This window comes from Sphingobium sp. OAS761 (genome assembly GCF_024168485.1).
Taxonomy (GTDB): Bacteria; Pseudomonadota; Alphaproteobacteria; order Sphingomonadales; family Sphingomonadaceae; genus Sphingobium.
On sequence record NZ_JALJVY010000004.1, the window covers coordinates 122,449 to 139,109 of the forward strand.

Consider the following 16,661-nt stretch of genomic DNA (forward strand, 5'->3'; position numbering starts at 1 on the left):
GCCGTGACGGCGACAGATCTGCTGGCCGACTATAACCGCAAGCGTGACTTCAAGCGCACGCGCGAGCCTGCCGGTAAGGCGGGCAAGGGAAAGGGCAATCTCTTCATTGTCCAGAAGCATGATGCGACACGGCTCCATTACGATTTCCGGCTCGAAGTTGATGGCGTGCTCAAAAGCTGGGCGGTTACCCGGGGGCCCAGCGTCGACCCGGAGGATAAGCGCCTTGCCGTGCGCACGGAGGATCACCCGCTTTCCTATGCAGAATTCGAAGGGACCATTCCCAAGGACGAATATGGCGGGGGCACGGTAATGCTGTGGGATCGCGGGACATGGGCGCCGGTCGAGGGCAAGAACGCGAAGGATATCGAGAAAGGCCATCTTCACTTCGTGCTCTACGGTAAGCGGATGAGGGGCGAGTGGCTGCTCGTCCGCATGAAGCCGCGCAAGGGCGAAAAGCGCGAGAACTGGCTGCTCCGCAAGATCGAAGACCAATATGCCGGCGGTAGCGACGATCTGGTGGGTACGGGTCTCACCAGCGTGTTGACGGGCCGCAGCATGACCGAAATCGCGGGCGATGAGAAGGGAACCCAGTCCCTTAAAGGCAAGAAGGGTGACAGCTTCGCCAAGGCCATGAATTCGGCGGCGCGGCACAATGCAGACGTTTCGCGCAAACCGCGAAAGACGAAGGCGATCAAGCCGCCTGCCTTCAGAACACCGCAGCTCGCGACCTTGGTGGACAGCGTGCCGACCGGCAATGGCTGGTTCCACGAAATCAAGTTCGACGGCTATCGCTGCCTGATCGCGGTCGCGGGGAAAGACGTGAGGACCTACACCCGCTCGGGCCAGGACTGGAGCGGCAAATTCGGTCCGCTTTGCGAGGCGATGGCCGAACTCGATCTGCCGTCCTGCCTGATCGATGGCGAGATCACAGCCCCGGGAAGTGACGGGAACCCGAGCTTTTCCGCCTTGCAGGAAATGCTGAAGCGCGGACATGGCGCGCAGGGAAAGGACCGGCAGCTCGATTTTCATGCCTTCGATCTGCTGGAGCTCGATGGGGAAGACCTCTCCCGACGCGGCAATCTGGAGCGCAAGGAAATGCTCGCCGCGTTGCTGGCCGATGCCCATCCGCCGATCTTTTTAGCCGATCATATCGTAGGGGATGGGGAGACACTATTCTCTGCAATGTGCTCGGCGGCGCAGGAGGGTATCATCTCGAAGCGTGCCGACGCGCCCTATCGCGGCTGGCGAACGCATGACTGGCTCAAGGTAAAATGCACGCTGCGGCAGGAGTTCGTCATCATTGGGTGGCAGCCGAGCAAGGCGAAAGGGCGGCCCTTCGCATCGCTGCTTTTGGCGCAGCATGAAGGGAAGGCGCTGACGTATAAGGGCAAGGTCGGCACCGGATTCGATGCCGGGACGATGAGCGACATTGCGAAGAAACTGAATGGCCGTTCGCGCAAGACCCCGCCGCTGGAAACGCCGGTGGCCGAGACGCGCGGTGCGAAATGGGTGCGGCCCGATCTGGTGGCGGAGGTCGCCTTTGCCGAATTCACCGCCGAGGGACGCGTGAGGCACGGGTCTTTCCTCGGGCTGCGCAACGACAAGGAAGCAGCGAATGTGAAACCGGAGAAAGCCGAAAAGGCGCCGTCGAAGCAGGATTGCGCGCAGGTCACAATTACCAGCCGTGACCGCATGATCTTCCCGGACGGCAATCTTACCAAGGGCGACCTCGCCGATTATTACCAGGCCATCGCACCGGTCATGCTTCGCCATGCCGCGCGCCGTCCGATCAGCCTCGTCCGCTGTCCGCAGGGCCGCGCGAAGAAATGCTTCTTCCAGAAACATGACAGCGGCAGTTTCGGCGAGCATGTCATGCATGTGCCTATCCGCGATAAGGATGGCGGCGTTGAGGAGTATCTCTATGTCGAGAAAGCAGCCGGTCTGCTCGCTTGTGTGCAGATGGGGACGATCGAATTTCACGGCTGGTGCGCGCATGTCGACGATGTCGAGGCGCCCGACCGGATGATCTTCGATCTCGATCCCGACGAAGGGCTCGACTTCGAGGACGTAAAAAAGGCGGCCTTCGACCTGCGGCGGCATCTTGCGGATATCGGCCTTGTCAGCTTTGCCATGCTTTCGGGCGGCAAGGGCGTGCATGTGATCGTACCGCTGACGCCGGGGCACGACTGGGAAGCCCACAAGGATTTCGCGCGCCGTTTCGCCGAAGCGTTGAGCTTGGCCGAACCCGACCGCTTCGTCGCGACGATGAGCAAGGCCAAGCGCAAGGGCAAGATCTTCATCGACTGGCTGCGCAATCAGCGGGGCGCCACAGCTGTCGTCCCTTATTCGGCCCGGGCCCGCGCCGATGCGCCCGTGGCTGCGCCGGTCGGCTGGGAAGAGTTGCGCGATATCGCAGCACCCACCCGCTTTACGATCCGCGATGGCGATGCGCTGTCCGAACGTGCGTCAGGCAAGGCGCTCAAAGGCTGGGGCGTTGTCGAGCAGCCTTTGCCGGGTTTCTGAAGTTGTTCGCTACCTAAGGGGTGGAGGCTGCGCCCGCGCAGGAACCGATATCCCTTCTCTTCGCTCTGATGATGGCGCTGGCGAAGTAGGCCTCGGCCGGGGTCACGTTGTTCAGGCTCTTGTGGTTCGATAGCAGCCAGGGCTTGTGCAGCACGGTAGCATTGTCGCAACCCGAAGCCTTGAGCGAGATCCAGCGTATCGGTGAGTTGCTCGGCCCGTATGTTGGCGCACAGCTTTCAGCGGATGATGTAGCGCGAATAATCGACCGGGAAACGTAACAACCAAAATCGGTCGAAAACGGAAACGGATGCGGCGCCTCCCGCTGTCAAAATAAGCGCGATCCGTTGGGAACAGCCTTGTCCGGCGCAAACAGGGTCACGGCTCCAGCGTCGTCTGCGAACCCCAGGGTCAGCACTTCCGACATGAATTTGCCGATCTGGCGCGGGGGAAAGTTGACCACGGCGGCCACCTGGCGGCCGGGCAGATCCGCTATCGCGTGGTTCTCGGTGATCTGGGCGCTGGATTTCCTGCGGCCGATGGTCGGGCCGAAATCTATCAGCAGCTTGTAGGCGGGCTTGCGTGCTTCTGGATATGGCTCGGCCGAAACGATCGTGCCTACGCGGATATCGACCTTCAGGAAATCGTCGAAGGCGATCAGATCGGCGGCGGGCGCAGCGGGATCATGGAGCAGGTGCATTTTCCTTCAATGCCGCAATTGCAGCGTCAGGAGAAGCACATGATCCATATCATCGGCGCGCGCGCGCTGGCGCCCATACTGGTTGAGATAGCCGGCCTCCATGGTCGATCTGCCCGATAACGGCAGTTCCAGTCCCGCGAAGCTGCGCACACGGTCGAACCCCTTGCGCGCGCCCCAGCCCGTTTCGTTGAGCGCGAAAAAGGCTTCCGCATAGCCCAGCGCAGCCACGCCGCCATCGGACAGCGGCACGGCCAGCCGCAACATTTCGCGCATTCGCCAGCCTGTGCCGTCGCGACCCTCCACCCGGCGCTGTTCGAGCCGGGTGCGCGACGAAAGGCGGCTTCCACCGAAGCGGGCGAGCGACCAGTTGAGTTGTTGAAAGCTGCGATGCTCGCGCGTCTCCCCGACACTGGGCTGCGACGTGCGGACATGTGCATAGCCCTGATACAAGGTGATCGCGCCGTTCAGCCGAATGCCCAGCCCGGCGCGCAGCAGCATCTGGTCAAGACCGTTGGCGTCCGCGCCGAAGCGCGACTGTATTTCCGCGAAATAGACGACAGGGCCGTCGACGTCCCCCTGTGCTATCGCCTGTATCCAGAATTGTTCATCCTCTGCCGCGCTGGCGGGATGGGCCGCGACGGCGACGAACAGTGCACAGAGAGCGGAAAAGATGCGGCGCATGGACGGCGTTCCTGCATGTGGAAATTGCGCCGTCGGCTATGTCGCCCGTACCGGCCACGCAAGCGCGCGGCCGGTCGGAAACAGGAAATTACAAGCGATTTACAGGGGTGGCGGGCAGATGTCCGGTCGGCCGCCCCTGCCCTCATTCCAGTTCCAGGATGATCGCGTCGACCGGCAGGCTTTCGCCCTGCTCGGCAGACACGCTCTTGACCGTGCCGGCCTTGCCGGCGCGCAGGATGTTTTCCATCTTCATCGCCTCGATCACGGCGAGCGGTTGGCCGACCTCGACCTTGTCGCCTTCCTTGACGTTGAGCGCGACCAGCAGGCCGGGCATCGGGCAGATCAGGAACTTCGAAAGATCCGGCGGGATCTTCTCGATCATGTGCTTGGCGAAGGGCGCGGCGTGCGCCGGCAGGATGCGCAGCTTGTGGCTGGCACCATGGCAGGTCAGCACGAAGCCCGACCGGACCGGGGCCACCTTGACCGCCAGCACATCTTCGCCGAATTCCGCCTCTATCAGGCGGTCGCCGGGGGTATATTCCAGCGCCATGTCGATGGGATCGCCGTCCACGGTGACATCGTCGCCGTCGATCACGACATCATGCACCGCGTCGCCGATCTTCACCTGCCAGCCGGTCGGCGGCGACAGCCGCTTGCCGAGTTGGCCGTCGATGCGGCGGGCACGGTCGGCTTGCGCCATAGCCGCGAAAGCGCCGATGGCGGACAGGCGCTTGAGCAATAACGGCGAGGCGGGGGCGCCGTGGAAGCCCTCGGGATACTCCTCTGCGATGAAGCCGGTGGTGATGTTGCCCGAGCGGAAGCGCTCATGCTGCATCAGGGCGGAGACGAAATCGATATTGTGGCCGGGGCCATCGATCTCGAACTTGTCCAGCGCCTCGATCTGCTTGTCGATGGCCTCCAGCCGCGTCGGCGCCCAGGTGATCAGCTTGGCGATCATCGGGTCGTAGAACATGGAGACCTCGCCCCCTTCCTGCACGCCGTCATCGACGCGGATCAGCGCGCCGGACTCGTCCGTACCGGTTTCGGGCGGATTGTAGCGGATCAGGCGACCGGTCGAGGGCAGGAAGCCGCGATAGGGATCTTCGGCATAGACGCGGTTCTCGATCGACCAGCCGTTGATCTTGACGTCGGCCTGCGTGAAGCTAAGCTTCTCGCCATTGGCGACGCGGATCATCTGCTCGACCAGATCGACGCCGGTGATCTCCTCGGTGACGGGATGCTCGACCTGAAGCCGGGTGTTCATTTCCAGGAAGTAGAAGCCGTCGCCGGTCTTGTCCTCGCCGCTGACGATCAGTTCGACCGTCCCTGCGCTGAAATAGCCGACCGCGCGGGCGAGCGCGACGCACTGCTCGCCCATCTTCTTGCGCATTTCCGGCGACACGAAGGGCGACGGCGCTTCCTCGACCACCTTCTGGTGACGGCGCTGGATCGAACATTCGCGTTCGTTCAGGTAAACGATATTGCCATGCTGGTCGCCCAGCACCTGAATTTCGATGTGGCGCGGGCTCTCGATGAATTTCTCGATGAAGACGCGGTCGTCGCCGAAGGAGGCCAGCCCCTCGCGCTTGGTCGCCTCGAACCCTTCGCGGACATCCTGCTCGCTATAGGCAAGGCGCATCCCCTTGCCGCCGCCGCCGGCCGACGCCTTCATCATCACCGGATAGCCGATCTCGTTGGAGATCTTCACGGCATGTTCGGTGTCGTCGATCACGCCGACGAAGCCGGGCACGACGTTGACGCCCGCTTCCATCGCCAGTTTCTTGGACTCGATCTTGTCGCCCATCGCCGCGATCGCATTGGCGGGCGGCCCGACGAAGATGATCCCCTCCGCGTCCAGCGCCTTGCGGAAGCTCTCCCGCTCCGACAGGAAACCATAGCCCGGATGCACCGCGTCGGCGCCGGTCGCCTTGCAAGCCTCGATGATCTTGTCGGCGATCAGATAGGACTGGGCGGCGGGCGACGGGCCGATATGCACGGCTTCATCGGCCATCAGCACATGCGGCGCGCGGGCATCGGCATCGGAATAGACCGCGACGGTCGCGATCCCCATTTTCTTCGCCGTCCGCATGACACGGCACGCAATTTCGCCACGGTTCGCGATCAGGATTTTTTTGATCATTAGGCTACCTGCCCCCAGTTTTGAAAGGTTTGGCGCACAGCACGCACCATCAGAAATAATATTCGCCCCATGAAGATGAGTACCGGAAGTGGCAGCATAATCATCATGAGTAGAGCCGTTCCCGGCATGTCAGAGTCAGTGAGAGCAACCTGCGCAAATAGTGGGGCGGCAGCGGCCAGACACATCGACAGGGCACCGACCAAGAATTGCTGTCGATACAGCAGCCAGGGCCCAAGCATCAAATATGATGCCATCGAGATCAAGGTAACGGCGAGGAACATCAAGCCGGTTCAATCGCGCACTTCGCCGTCATGCCGGACTTGATCCGGCATCCCGCTTTCTTGCCTCGCAGCGCCAGAGAATAAGCGGGACCCCCGATCAAGTCCGGGGTGACGGAAGTGAGCGCGCGGATCACTCCGCCGCCTCCAGATGGCCGTGCGGCTGGGCCATCATCGGCGTCAGTCCCAGCTTGCCCAGCAGCATCGCGTCCTTGTCGTCGCCCGCATTCGCCGCCGTCAGCAGCTTGTCGCCGGTGAAGATGCTGTTCGCGCCGGCCATGAAGCAGAGCGCCTGGCAGGCTTCCGACATGCTCTCGCGGCCTGCGCTCAGGCGCACCATCGACTGCGGCATCACGATCCGCGCGACGGCGACGGTGCGGACGAACTCCACCTCGTCGATCTTCGCGAGCGGCGTGTCTTTCAGCATGTCGCCCAGCACCGTGCCAGCGACCGGCACCAGCGCGTTGATCGGCACGCTTTCGGGGTGGGGCATGGTGGCGAGCGCGTGGAGGAAGCCGATGCGGTCGCTCCGCGTCTCGCCCATGCCGACGATGCCGCCGCAACAGACATTGATGCCGGCGTTGCGGACATTTTCCAGCGTTTCGATCCGGTCCTCGAAGGTCCGCGTCGTGATGACGTTCGCGTAATTCTCCGGGGACGTATCGATATTGTGATTATAATAATCGAGCCCCGCGTCGGCCAACTGCTTCGCCTGTCTCTCATCCAGCATGCCCAGCGTCATGCAGGTTTCCATGCCCATTTCGCGCACGCCCTGGATCATCGCGACCAGCTTGGGCATGTCGCGCTGCTTGGGGTTGCGCCACGCCGCGCCCATGCAGAAACGGCCCGATCCATGGTCCTTCGCCTGCGCGGCGGCTTGCAGCACGGCCTGCACATCCATCAGCTTGGTGGCTTTCAGGCCGCTGTCCGCCTCGGTCGATTGCGAGCAATAGCCGCAATCCTCGGGGCAGCCGCCGGTCTTGATCGACAGCAGGGTAGAGAGCTGCACCTCGTTGCGCGGATGATTGGCGCGGTGGATCGACTGAGCCTCGAACATCAGGTCGTTGAAGGGCATGTCGAACAGCGCGGCGATCTCGTCGCGGGTCCAGTCGGTGCGGGGGGTAGTCATGTTCAAGCGGCGTCCTCCAGCCCGGCAGGGGGCATGTTGTGGCCGAGGAGGCGCAGCACGTCGGCCGCGCACTCCACGACGTTGGAGCCAGGACCATAGATGCCCTGCACGCCCGCGTCACGGAGGTAGTCATAATCCTGCGGCGGGATGACACCGCCGGCGATCACCTTGATGTCGCTGCGCCCCTGTTCGCGCAGCTTCTGGATCAGTTCGGGGATCAGCGTCTTGTGCCCCGCGGCAAGGCTCGACGCGCCGACCACGTCGACGCCGCTGTCCAGCGCCAGCACCACCGTTTCCTCCGGCGTCTGGAACAGCGGCCCGGACACGACGTCGAAGCCCATGTCGCCGAACGCGGATGCGATGATGTTGGCGCCCCGGTCGTGCCCGTCCTGCCCCATCTTTGCGACGAGGAGTTTGGGCTTGCGACCGAGGCGCCGTTCGACGGCCTGCACTCCGTCGAGAACCTGCTGCCAGCGGCTATCGCCTTCATAGGGCGCCGCATAGACGCCCTTCACCGGCGTCGGCTGCGTGCCGTAGCGATCGAAACTGTCCTCCATCGCCGCGGAAATCTCGCCCAGCGTCGCACGCGCGCGGGCGGCTTCGACCGCATGGGCAAGGAGGTTGGTTTCGATGGACTGCGGCGCGGCGGCGGCATCGCGCAACGCCTGCAATGCGGCCTGGCACGCATCCTCGTCGCGCTCGGCCTTCACCCGGTTGATGCGGGCGATCTGGGCTTCGCGCACCTTGCTGTTGTCGACCTCCAGCGTTTCGAGCAGGTCTTCGTTCGCAAGGCGATATTTGTTGACCCCCACGATGACGTCCTCGCCCCGGTCGACGCGCGCCTGGCGGGCGGCGGCGGCGGTCTCGATCATCGCCTTGGGCCAGCCGGCCGCGACCGCCTTGGCCATGCCGCCTTCGCTCTCGACCCTGTCGATGATCTCCTGCGCGGCGTCGACCAGTTGCTGGGTCAGCGCCTCCACATAATAGCTGCCGCCCAGCGGGTCGACGACATTGCACATGCCGGTCTCTTCCTGGATCACGATCTGCGTATTGCGCGCGATTCGGGCGGAAAAGTCGGTGGGCAGCGCGATGGCTTCGTCGAGCGCGTTGGTGTGGAGCGACTGGGTGCCGCCCAGCATTGCCGCCATCGCCTCGATCGTGGTGCGCATGACGTTGTTGTAGGGGTCCTGCTCGGTCAGCGACACGCCGCTGGTCTGGCAGTGGGTGCGCAGCATCTTGCTGCGCTCGTCCTGCGCCCCCAGCTTCGTCATGACGCGATGCCACAGCACGCGCGCGGCGCGCAGCTTGGCGATCTCCATGAAGAAGTTCATGCCGATGGCGAAGAAGAAGCTGAGGCGCCCGGCGAACTTGTCGATGTCGAGGCCCGAGGCGACGCCATAGCGCACATATTCCGCGCCGTCGGCGATGGTGAAGGCCAGTTCCTGCACCTGCGTCGCGCCGGCTTCCTGCATATGATAGCCGGAAATGGAGATGCTGTTGAACTTGGGCATCTCGCGCGAGGTGTAGCCGAAGATGTCCGAAATGATCCGCATCGAGGGTTCGGGAGGGTAGATATAGGTGTTGCGGACCATGAACTCCTTGAGGATGTCGTTCTGGATGGTCCCGTCGAGCAGCTTCCTGTCGACCCCCTGCTCCTCGCCCGCGACGATGAAGAAGGCCAGGATCGGGATCACCGCGCCGTTCATCGTCATGGAAACCGACATCTTGTCGAGCGGGATGCCGTCGAACAGGATTTTCATATCCTCGATCGTGTCGATCGCCACGCCCGCCTTGCCGACGTCGCCGGTGACGCGCGGATGGTCGCTGTCATAGCCGCGATGGGTGGCGAGGTCGAAGGCGACGCTCAGCCCCTTCTGCCCGGCGGCCAGGTTGCGGCGGTAGAAGGCGTTGGATTCCTCGGCCGTGGAGAAGCCCGCATATTGGCGGATGGTCCAGGGACGGCCCGCATACATGGACGCGCGCACGCCGCGCGTGAACGGGGCGAAGCCCGGCAGGCCCGGATCGACGGTCACGTCCTCGGGAGTATAGAGCGGCTTTACCGTGATACCCTCCGGAGTATCCCAGTTCAGGTCCTTGCCCTTCACTTCCTTGGCGGCGGCGGCGGCCCATTGGTCCAGCGTCGGCTTGTCGGTCATTGCAATCCCTACCCTACCCTTTCGGCACCCCGGGCTTGGCTCAGGAGGCCGTTTTCGTTCGTCCCGCTAAAAAGGGAAGCGGGATCCCCGGATGAAGTCCGGATTGACGGAGTCAGTGACCGGCTCCGTCCTTCGGCGTCTCCATGATCTCCGTCAGCACCCCGTTCATGTCCTTTGGATGGACGAAGAATATCGGCGTGCCGTGGGCGCCGATGCGCGGCTCGCCCAGCACCCGGGCGCCCTTCGCCTCGAACCAGGCTTTGGCCTCAAGAATGTCCGGCACTTCGTAGCACATATGATGCTGCCCGCCGGCCGGGTTCTTGGCGATGAAGGCGGTGATCGGGCTGTTCTCGTCAAACGGCTCGATCAGCTCGATCTGCGTGCCCGCCGTGCCGTTTTCACCGGGCGTATCGACGAAACACACCTTCACCCCCTGCGCGGGCAGGTCGAACGGCTCGTGTATCTTGGTCGCGCCCATGATGTCGCGATAATAAGCGATGCTCTTTTCGAGCGACGGCGTGGCGACGCCGATATGGTTGAGACGGCCGAGTTTCATGGCTGTCCTTTCTTCAAAGCGGAATATTGTCGTGCTTCTTCCACGGATTCTCCAGCGCCTTGTTACGCAGCTTGCGCAGGCCCAGCGCGATGCGCTTGCGGGTCGAATGCGGCTGGATCACCTCGTCGATGAAGCCCTTGCTCGCCGCCACGAACGGGTTGGCGAAGCGCGCTTCATATTCCGCGGTGCGCTCGGCGATCTCGTCCGCCGTCTTGCCGCGGAAGATGATCTCAACCGCGCCCTTGGCGCCCATCACCGCGATCTCGGCAGTCGGCCAGGCATAGTTCAAATCGCCGCGCAGATGCTTCGACGACATGACGTCATAGGCGCCGCCATAGGCCTTGCGGGTGATGACGGTGATCTTCGGCACGGTCGCTTCGGCATAGGCGAAGAGCAGCTTCGCGCCATGCTTGATGATGCCGCTATGCTCTTGAGCCGTCCCCGGAAGGAAGCCCGGCACGTCGACGAAGGTGACGATCGGGATTTCGAACGCATCGCAGAAGCGCACGAAGCGCCCGGCCTTCTTGGACGAGTTAATGTCGAGCACGCCCGCCAGCACCATCGGCTGGTTGGCGATGATGCCCACGGTCTTGCCCTCGATCCGGCCGAAACCGCACAGGATGTTGCCGGCATGGGCCGGCTGCACCTCAAAGAAATCGCCCTCGTCCACCACCTTGCGGATGACTTCGTGCATGTCATAGGGCTGGTTGGCGTTGGCTGGGATCACCGTGTCCAGGCTCTCCTCGATCCGGTTCCACGGATCGGCGCTCGGACGCTCGGGCACCGGCTCGCGGTTGGAGGCTGGCAGGAAGTCAACAAAATCCCGGGTCGCCAGCAGCGCTTCGATATCATTCTCGAATGCGACGTCGGCCACGCCGGAGCGGGTCGTGTGCGTCACCGCGCCGCCCAGTTCCTCCTGCGTGACGATCTCGTTCGTGACGGTCTTTACCACGTCCGGGCCGGTCACGAACATGAAGCTGCTGTCCTTCACCATGAAGATGAAGTCGGTCATCGCCGGCGAATAGACCGCGCCGCCCGCACACGGCCCCATGATGAGGCTGATCTGCGGCACCACGCCCGAGGCCAGGACGTTGCGCTGGAAAATCTCGGCATAGCCGCCCAACGATGCCACGCCTTCCTGGATGCGCGCACCGCCCGAGTCATTGAGGCCGATCACGGGCGCGCCGACCTTCATCGCCATGTCCATGATCTTGCAGATCTTCATCGCGTGCCGCTCCGACACCGCGCCGCCATAGACGGTGAAGTCCTGGCTGAACACGAACACCAGCCGGCCGTTGATCGTACCGGAGCCGGTGACGACGCCATCGCCCGGGATATGCTGTTCATCCATGCCGAAATCGACGCAATTATGTTCGACATACATGTCGACTTCTTCGAAGCTGCCTTCGTCGAGCAGCACGTCCAGCCGTTCGCGGGCGGTCAGCTTGCCCTTGGCATGCTGGGCGTCGATGCGGCGCTGCCCGCCGCCCAGACGCGCGGCGTCCCGCTTTGCTTCCAGCTGTTCGATGATGGCGAGTTTCGACATAGTGAGGCATCTCTCCGAAATTGAGGCGGCCGACAGATTCCGCCTTTCCAGTCTTCCGCGCTTTTCGCAAATGCGAATTTGCCAATTTGCAAATCACGACTTCGCAAACTAAGGACGGATGATGGCTCGCGGCAACCGCATCTTTGCAGGTCCACGCCTGCGCCAACTGCGTCTGGACCACCGGATGGACCAGGCGACCATGGCACAGGCGCTTGGCATTTCCGTGTCTTATCTGTCTCAGCTGGAAAATGACGATCGTCCGCTGACGGCCAAGGTCAAGGCGGCGGTGGCCAGCGCCTTTCCGACCGACTGGGCCAGTTTCGACAGCCGCCAGGACGAGCAATTGCTTGGTGCCTTCACGTTCGCGCTGACTCATCCCGAACTGCCGAGCGCGTCGATGGAGCCGGAGCGGATCGAGAAGCTGCACCTGCAATTCCCTGAATTCGCGGCCCGCTATGTCGACCTGTACAACGCCCATATGCGCGCCAACGAGCGGATCAACATGATCGAGGAGGCGATCGCCAACGATCATGCGGTGCAGGCACGCCTGCCCTGGGAAGCGGCGCGGGACTGGTTCCACGAGGCCGGCAATTACGTCCATGCCCTCGATTGCCTGGCCGAGGAAATGGCGGAAAGCTTCGCGCAGGGCCAGGTTCTGGACGAGGGTATGCTTGTCGAGGCGCTGGCAAGGCGGCACGGCATCGAAACGGTGATTGCGGAAACGCCCGACAGCGCCCTGCGCGCTTATCGCGCCGCGGACCGGCGGCTGTTCATCAACGCCGCGCTTCCCACGGAAAGCCGCAAGTTCATGCTGGCGCATCAGTTGATGATGCTGGAAGGACAGACGGTGATCGCAGATGTGGTCGCCCGCGCCGCCTTGCCCGTACCCGGCGCCGACCGGCTGCTGGCGATCGGCCTGGGCAATTATGCCGCAGGTGCATTGTTGCTGCCCTACGCCGCGTTCCGGGAGGCCGCGCGGGAGATGCGGCATGACATAGATCGGCTGGCGCGGACGTTCGGCGTCAGTTTCGAACAGGCTTGCCACCGGCTGTCGACGCTTCAGCGCCCGGGGCTGCGCGGCATCCCCTTCTTCTTCTGCCGGGTCGACATGGCGGGCAACATCACCAAGCGGCACAGTGCCACGCGGTTGCAGTTCGCCCGTTTCGGCGGGGCGTGTCCGCTGTGGAACGTGCATGAAGCGGTGGCGGTCCCTGACCGGATCAACGTACAACTGGGGGAAACACCCGATGGGGTTCGCTATGTTTCCATGGCCAAGGGGCTGGTGAAGCCGTCGGGCAGTTACAAGCGCACGCCCCGCCGCTATGCCGTGGTGCTGGGCTGCGAAATCGCGCATGCGGCGAATTTCGTTTATGCCGACGGGCTGCAACTGGAGGTGGAGGGCGCGGCAACCCCCATAGGGATCACGTGTCGCCTGTGTCCGCGCCAGAGCTGCGACCAGCGTGCCTTTCCGCCGGCCGATCGCCCCATCCGCGTCGACCCCGACAATCGCCAGATCGTGCCCTACTGGATCGGCTGACGGCTGGCCAAGCGGCGACGGACGCGCTATCGGCGCGGCCATTCACTTTTCATGGCAAGGCAGTCAAAATGGGTTTTCGTTGTGGTATCGTCGGGCTTCCCAATGTGGGCAAGTCGACCCTCTTCAATGCGCTGACGGAAACGCAGGCGGCGCAGGCGGCGAACTATCCCTTTTGCACCATCGAACCGAACGAGGGCCGCGTCGCCGTCCCCGACGACCGGTTGCAGACCATCGCAAAGATCGGTGGGTCGGCGAAGATCATCGAAACGCAGCTTTCCTTCGTCGACATCGCCGGCCTGGTTCGGGGCGCGTCCAAGGGCGAAGGACTGGGCAACCAGTTCCTGGCCAATATCCGCGAGGTGGACGCGATCGTGCACGTCCTGCGCTGCTTCGAAGATGACGACATCACCCATGTCGAGGGGAAGGTGGACCCCATCGCCGACGCCGAGACGGTCGAGACGGAATTGATGCTCGCGGACCTGGAAAGCCTGGAAAAGCGCGTGCCCAACTTCGCCAAGAAAGCGGCGCAGGGCGACAAGGAGGCGAAAGCCGCTGCGTCCGTACTGGGACAGGCGCTCGACCTGCTGCGCGACGGCAAGCCCGCGCGGCTGACCCTGCCCCGCGACCCGGAGGAAGAGCGCATCTTCGCGCAGGCGCAGTTGCTGACCTCCAAGCCCGTCCTTTATGTCTGCAACGTCGAGGAGGATGCCGCATCCGACGGCAATGCCCATTCGGCCCGCGTGTTCGAGAAAGCGGCGGCGGAAGGCGCCAAGGCAGTGATCGTGTCGGCCGCGATCGAGGCGGAACTGATCACCATGCCGGTCGAGGAACGCGCCGAATATCTGGATGCGCTGGGCCTGGCCGAGGCGGGCCTGGCCCGAATCATCCGCGCGGGATACGAACTGCTGGGCCTTATCACCTTCTTCACAGTCGGACCGAAGGAAGCCCGTGCCTGGACCGTGACCAAGGGCAGCAAGGCACCCCAGGCCGCAGGCGCCATTCACACCGATTTCGAAAAGGGCTTCATTCGCGCCGAAACCATGGCCTATGCCGACTATGTCCAGTTCAACGGCGAAGCGGGTGCCAAGGAAGCGGGCAAGTGGCGGTCCGAAGGCAAGGATTACGTCACGCAGGATGGCGACATCATGCTTTTCCGCTTCAATGTCTGAGACGGCACGCTCGGTATCCCTTGCAAAGGCGCAACGCATAGCCGGGCGGGCATGGCACTGAAATTCGCGTTCCCGCCCAGCGTCGATGCCGGGACAAGGCTGCTGATACTGGGCAGCCTGCCGGGCGACGCCTCGATCCGGCAGGGCGAATATTATGCCCATCGCGGCAACGCCTTCTGGCATCTGGTCGGCGACATGCTGGAGGAAGATTTGCGTGGCCAGCCCTATGCCGTGCGGCTGAAGCGGCTGCGCGCGCGCGGTGTCGGCCTATGGGACGTGATGGAGAGCGCGCAACGACCCGGCAGTCTGGACAGCAGCATCAGAGCCGCCGAATTGCGGGATCTGCGCCTCTTCATCCAGCACCTGCCGGCGCTGCGGGCCGTCGCTTTCAACGGCAGGACGGCCGCGACTCACGGGCGGCGGCAACTGGGGGATAGCCCGGACCTCGCGCTCATCGACCTGCCGTCGTCCAGTGGGGCTTATGCCAGCCTGCCGCGCGAGAAAAAGGCGCAGGTCTGGCGGACGCTGCGCGGCTGGATCGTCTGATCAAGCGCGTCATCCTGTCATATTGCGTCGATAGGACTGGCGGCTAATAGCCAGTTCTACAACAACCCGTTCACGAGGTCGCGTTCCGAATGTTCACCCGTCGCCAAATCCTGACAACCGCCGCCGCCACGCCGCTGGTCGGTGCGCCGGCCATCGCAAAGGCACAAAGCTGGTTCGCCGGCTACCCCTTCGCCCTGGGCGTGACGTCTGGTGATCCCGCGCCGGACGGGTTCGTGATCTGGACGAAACTGGCGCCAAAGCCGTTCGAGCCGCACGGCGGGATGCCGATGGTGCCGCTGCCGGTAAAATGGGAAGTGGCAGGCGACGACCGGTTCAAGATCATTGTCGCCTCGGGCGAAGCGACCGCCCGGCCTGAACTGGGGCATAGCGTTCATGTCGAAGTCGCGGGCCTGCAACCCGACCGGCCATATTGGTATCGCTTTTCGCTCGGCAGCGACCAGTCGGCGCGAGGCCGCGCGCGGACCTTGCCGCTGGCGTCAGCGAGCCCTGCTGCCCTGAAATTCGGCGTGGCCGGGTGCCAGAACTATGAAGACGGGCTGTTCACCGCCTTCCGCCATCTGGCGCGGGAAGAGGACATCGCCTTCGTCTATCATTACGGCGATTTCATCTACGAATATAAGCAGCGCGGACCGGACTACGACAAGGATAGTCTGCCCGTCGATCAGGTTCGCCATCATATCGGGCAAGATTGTTTCGATGTCGGCGACTATCGACTGCGCTACGCCCAGTATCTGAGCGATTACGACCTCCAGGCTGCCCGGGCCCAGCATACATGGTTCCCGACCTTCGACGATCATGAGGTGGAAAATAACTGGGTCGGCGATTTTGACTGGAAAGACGTGCCGGCGGAGGTGTTCCGCCTCCGCCGGCAGGCCGGCCTTCAGGTCTGGTACGAATATATGCCCGTTCGCGCCGCCATGTTGCCGCGCAACGGCATCATCACCAATGCCTATCGCGAAGCGCGGTTCGGCGACCTGCTGTCGATCGATTTCCTTGATACGCGCTCGTTCCGGTCGGACCAGCCGTGCGATGACGGTTTCAAACCCTATTGCCCCGGCATCGGCGACAGCAAGGCACAGGTCATCTCGGCGGAGGAGGAAAGCTGGCTGCTCCGTAATCTGGCGCGAAAGCAGACGAGTTGGAACTGCATCGCGCAGCAGGTGATGATGATGTCGCTCGACCGGCGGCGCTACGACGACGAAAAGGAAAAAATCTATAATCTCGATAGCTGGGCGGGCTATGACGTGCCCAGAGACCGCCTGCTGGCGCGGATGCGCGGATTGACCAATGTCGTGGTGCTGACAGGCGACGAGCATCAGAATTTCGCGGGGCTGCTGGAGAGCCAGGGTAAACCCGTCGCAGTCGAATTCGTGTCCACCTCCATCTCCTCGGGTGGTGACGGATCGGACCTGCGCAAGGGCAGCGACGTGATGTTGAAGAATAATCCCGAACTGAAATTCGTGAACGACCAGCGGGGCTATCTGGTCTGTGAGATCACGCCCGATGCCTGGACCACCCATTTTCGCGTGGTGGATCAGGTATCCGTCGCAGGCGGCAGCATCAGCACCCGCGCCAGCATGACGGTGGCACGCGGCGAGCCCTCGCTTCAGATCGCCTGACATTGACGTAAACGTTAAGTGCATCTACATCGGTGCGGTGCGGTGCGGTGCGGTGCGGTGCGG

At 63.2% G+C, this 16,661-nt stretch carries 13 protein-coding genes and 1 pseudogene; 5 read left to right on the forward strand and 9 right to left on the reverse strand.

Going from position 1 to position 16,661, the window contains the following annotated elements:
• Window positions 1–3: 3 nt before the first annotated feature.
• On the forward strand, window positions 4–2,523 hold the full coding sequence (gene ligD / locus J3E64_RS06820; RefSeq protein ID WP_253341329.1) for a DNA ligase D: 2,520 nt from the start codon (window positions 4–6) through the stop codon (window positions 2,521–2,523).
• 121 nt (window positions 2,524–2,644) lie between these two features.
• Here ligD and J3E64_RS06825 read toward each other — a convergent pair.
• From J3E64_RS06825 to J3E64_RS06865, 9 genes and pseudogenes are all read right to left on the reverse strand, one after another.
• A pseudogene (locus J3E64_RS06825) lies at window positions 2,645–2,786 on the reverse strand (IS3 family transposase); the annotation flags it as partial.
• Between the two features lie 62 nt (window positions 2,787–2,848).
• On the reverse strand, window positions 2,849–3,220 hold the full coding sequence (locus J3E64_RS06830; RefSeq protein WP_253341331.1) for a tRNA-binding protein: 372 nt from the start codon (window positions 3,218–3,220) through the stop codon (window positions 2,849–2,851).
• A gap of 6 nt (window positions 3,221–3,226) precedes the next feature.
• Complete coding sequence (locus J3E64_RS06835) at window positions 3,227–3,901, reverse strand: DUF2490 domain-containing protein (protein ID WP_253341333.1); 675 nt, start codon at window positions 3,899–3,901, stop codon at window positions 3,227–3,229.
• Window positions 3,902–4,043: 142 nt separating this feature from the next.
• Complete coding sequence (locus J3E64_RS06840) at window positions 4,044–6,041, reverse strand: acetyl/propionyl/methylcrotonyl-CoA carboxylase subunit alpha (RefSeq protein ID WP_253341335.1); 1,998 nt, start codon at window positions 6,039–6,041, stop codon at window positions 4,044–4,046.
• Window positions 6,041–6,322, reverse strand: a complete 282-nt coding sequence (locus J3E64_RS06845; protein WP_253341337.1) for a hypothetical protein — start codon at window positions 6,320–6,322, stop codon at window positions 6,041–6,043. Before J3E64_RS06845 ends, J3E64_RS06840 begins: the two co-directional genes overlap by 1 nt.
• Window positions 6,323–6,452: 130 nt before the next feature.
• Window positions 6,453–7,448 carry a biotin synthase BioB gene (bioB, locus tag J3E64_RS06850; RefSeq protein WP_253341701.1) on the reverse strand — a complete coding sequence of 332 codons (996 nt, stop codon included), beginning with the start codon at window positions 7,446–7,448 and terminating at the stop codon, window positions 6,453–6,455.
• A gap of 2 nt (window positions 7,449–7,450) precedes the next feature.
• A complete protein-coding gene (gene scpA, locus J3E64_RS06855) occupies window positions 7,451–9,604 on the reverse strand; it encodes a methylmalonyl-CoA mutase (protein ID WP_253341339.1) in 2,154 nt (717 codons plus the stop codon).
• Between the two features lie 112 nt (window positions 9,605–9,716).
• Window positions 9,717–10,160, reverse strand: coding sequence for a methylmalonyl-CoA epimerase (gene mce, locus J3E64_RS06860; RefSeq protein ID WP_253341341.1), 444 nt, complete (start codon window positions 10,158–10,160; stop codon window positions 9,717–9,719).
• A 13-nt stretch (window positions 10,161–10,173) separates the two neighbouring features.
• Entirely contained in the window at window positions 10,174–11,706 is a 1,533-nt protein-coding gene (locus J3E64_RS06865) for an acyl-CoA carboxylase subunit beta (RefSeq protein WP_253341343.1), read from the reverse strand.
• Window positions 11,707–11,827: 121 nt separating this feature from the next.
• Between J3E64_RS06865 and J3E64_RS06870 the strand changes: the two genes are divergently transcribed.
• The 4 genes from J3E64_RS06870 to J3E64_RS06885 all read left to right on the forward strand — a co-directional run bounded on the left by J3E64_RS06870 (window position 11,828) and on the right by J3E64_RS06885 (window position 16,598).
• Window positions 11,828–13,243, forward strand: a complete 1,416-nt coding sequence (locus tag J3E64_RS06870; protein ID WP_253341703.1) for a short-chain fatty acyl-CoA regulator family protein — start codon at window positions 11,828–11,830, stop codon at window positions 13,241–13,243.
• A 68-nt stretch (window positions 13,244–13,311) separates the two neighbouring features.
• Window positions 13,312–14,412: a redox-regulated ATPase YchF gene (gene ychF / locus J3E64_RS06875; RefSeq protein ID WP_253341350.1), complete on the forward strand. Its 1,101-nt coding sequence runs from the start codon at window positions 13,312–13,314 to the stop codon at window positions 14,410–14,412.
• A 51-nt stretch (window positions 14,413–14,463) separates the two neighbouring features.
• Window positions 14,464–14,958: a DNA-deoxyinosine glycosylase gene (locus J3E64_RS06880; protein ID WP_253341352.1), complete on the forward strand. Its 495-nt coding sequence runs from the start codon at window positions 14,464–14,466 to the stop codon at window positions 14,956–14,958.
• An 89-nt stretch (window positions 14,959–15,047) separates the two neighbouring features.
• Complete coding sequence (locus tag J3E64_RS06885; RefSeq protein ID WP_253341354.1) at window positions 15,048–16,598, forward strand: alkaline phosphatase; 1,551 nt, start codon at window positions 15,048–15,050, stop codon at window positions 16,596–16,598.
• Window positions 16,599–16,661 lie beyond the last annotated feature (63 nt).

Bases quoted from the DNA above. Each gene is read 5' to 3' on its own strand.
- J3E64_RS06885 (WP_253341354.1), top strand. From the start codon at position 15,048: ATGTTCACCCGTCGCCAAATCCTGACAACCGCCGCCGCCACGCCGCTG.
- mce (WP_253341341.1), bottom strand. From the start codon at position 10,160: ATGAAACTCGGCCGTCTCAACCATATCGGCGTCGCCACGCCGTCGCTC.
- ychF (WP_253341350.1), top strand. From the start codon at position 13,312: ATGGGTTTTCGTTGTGGTATCGTCGGGCTTCCCAATGTGGGCAAGTCG.
- J3E64_RS06880 (WP_253341352.1), top strand. From the start codon at position 14,464: ATGGCACTGAAATTCGCGTTCCCGCCCAGCGTCGATGCCGGGACAAGG.
- J3E64_RS06845 (WP_253341337.1), bottom strand. From the start codon at position 6,322: ATGTTCCTCGCCGTTACCTTGATCTCGATGGCATCATATTTGATGCTT.
- J3E64_RS06840 (WP_253341335.1), bottom strand. From the start codon at position 6,041: ATGATCAAAAAAATCCTGATCGCGAACCGTGGCGAAATTGCGTGCCGT.
- bioB (WP_253341701.1), bottom strand. From the start codon at position 7,448: ATGACTACCCCCCGCACCGACTGGACCCGCGACGAGATCGCCGCGCTG.
- J3E64_RS06865 (WP_253341343.1), bottom strand. From the start codon at position 11,706: ATGTCGAAACTCGCCATCATCGAACAGCTGGAAGCAAAGCGGGACGCC.
- scpA (WP_253341339.1), bottom strand. From the start codon at position 9,604: ATGACCGACAAGCCGACGCTGGACCAATGGGCCGCCGCCGCCGCCAAG.
- J3E64_RS06835 (WP_253341333.1), bottom strand. From the start codon at position 3,901: ATGCGCCGCATCTTTTCCGCTCTCTGTGCACTGTTCGTCGCCGTCGCG.
- J3E64_RS06870 (WP_253341703.1), top strand. From the start codon at position 11,828: ATGGCTCGCGGCAACCGCATCTTTGCAGGTCCACGCCTGCGCCAACTG.
- J3E64_RS06830 (WP_253341331.1), bottom strand. From the start codon at position 3,220: ATGCACCTGCTCCATGATCCCGCTGCGCCCGCCGCCGATCTGATCGCC.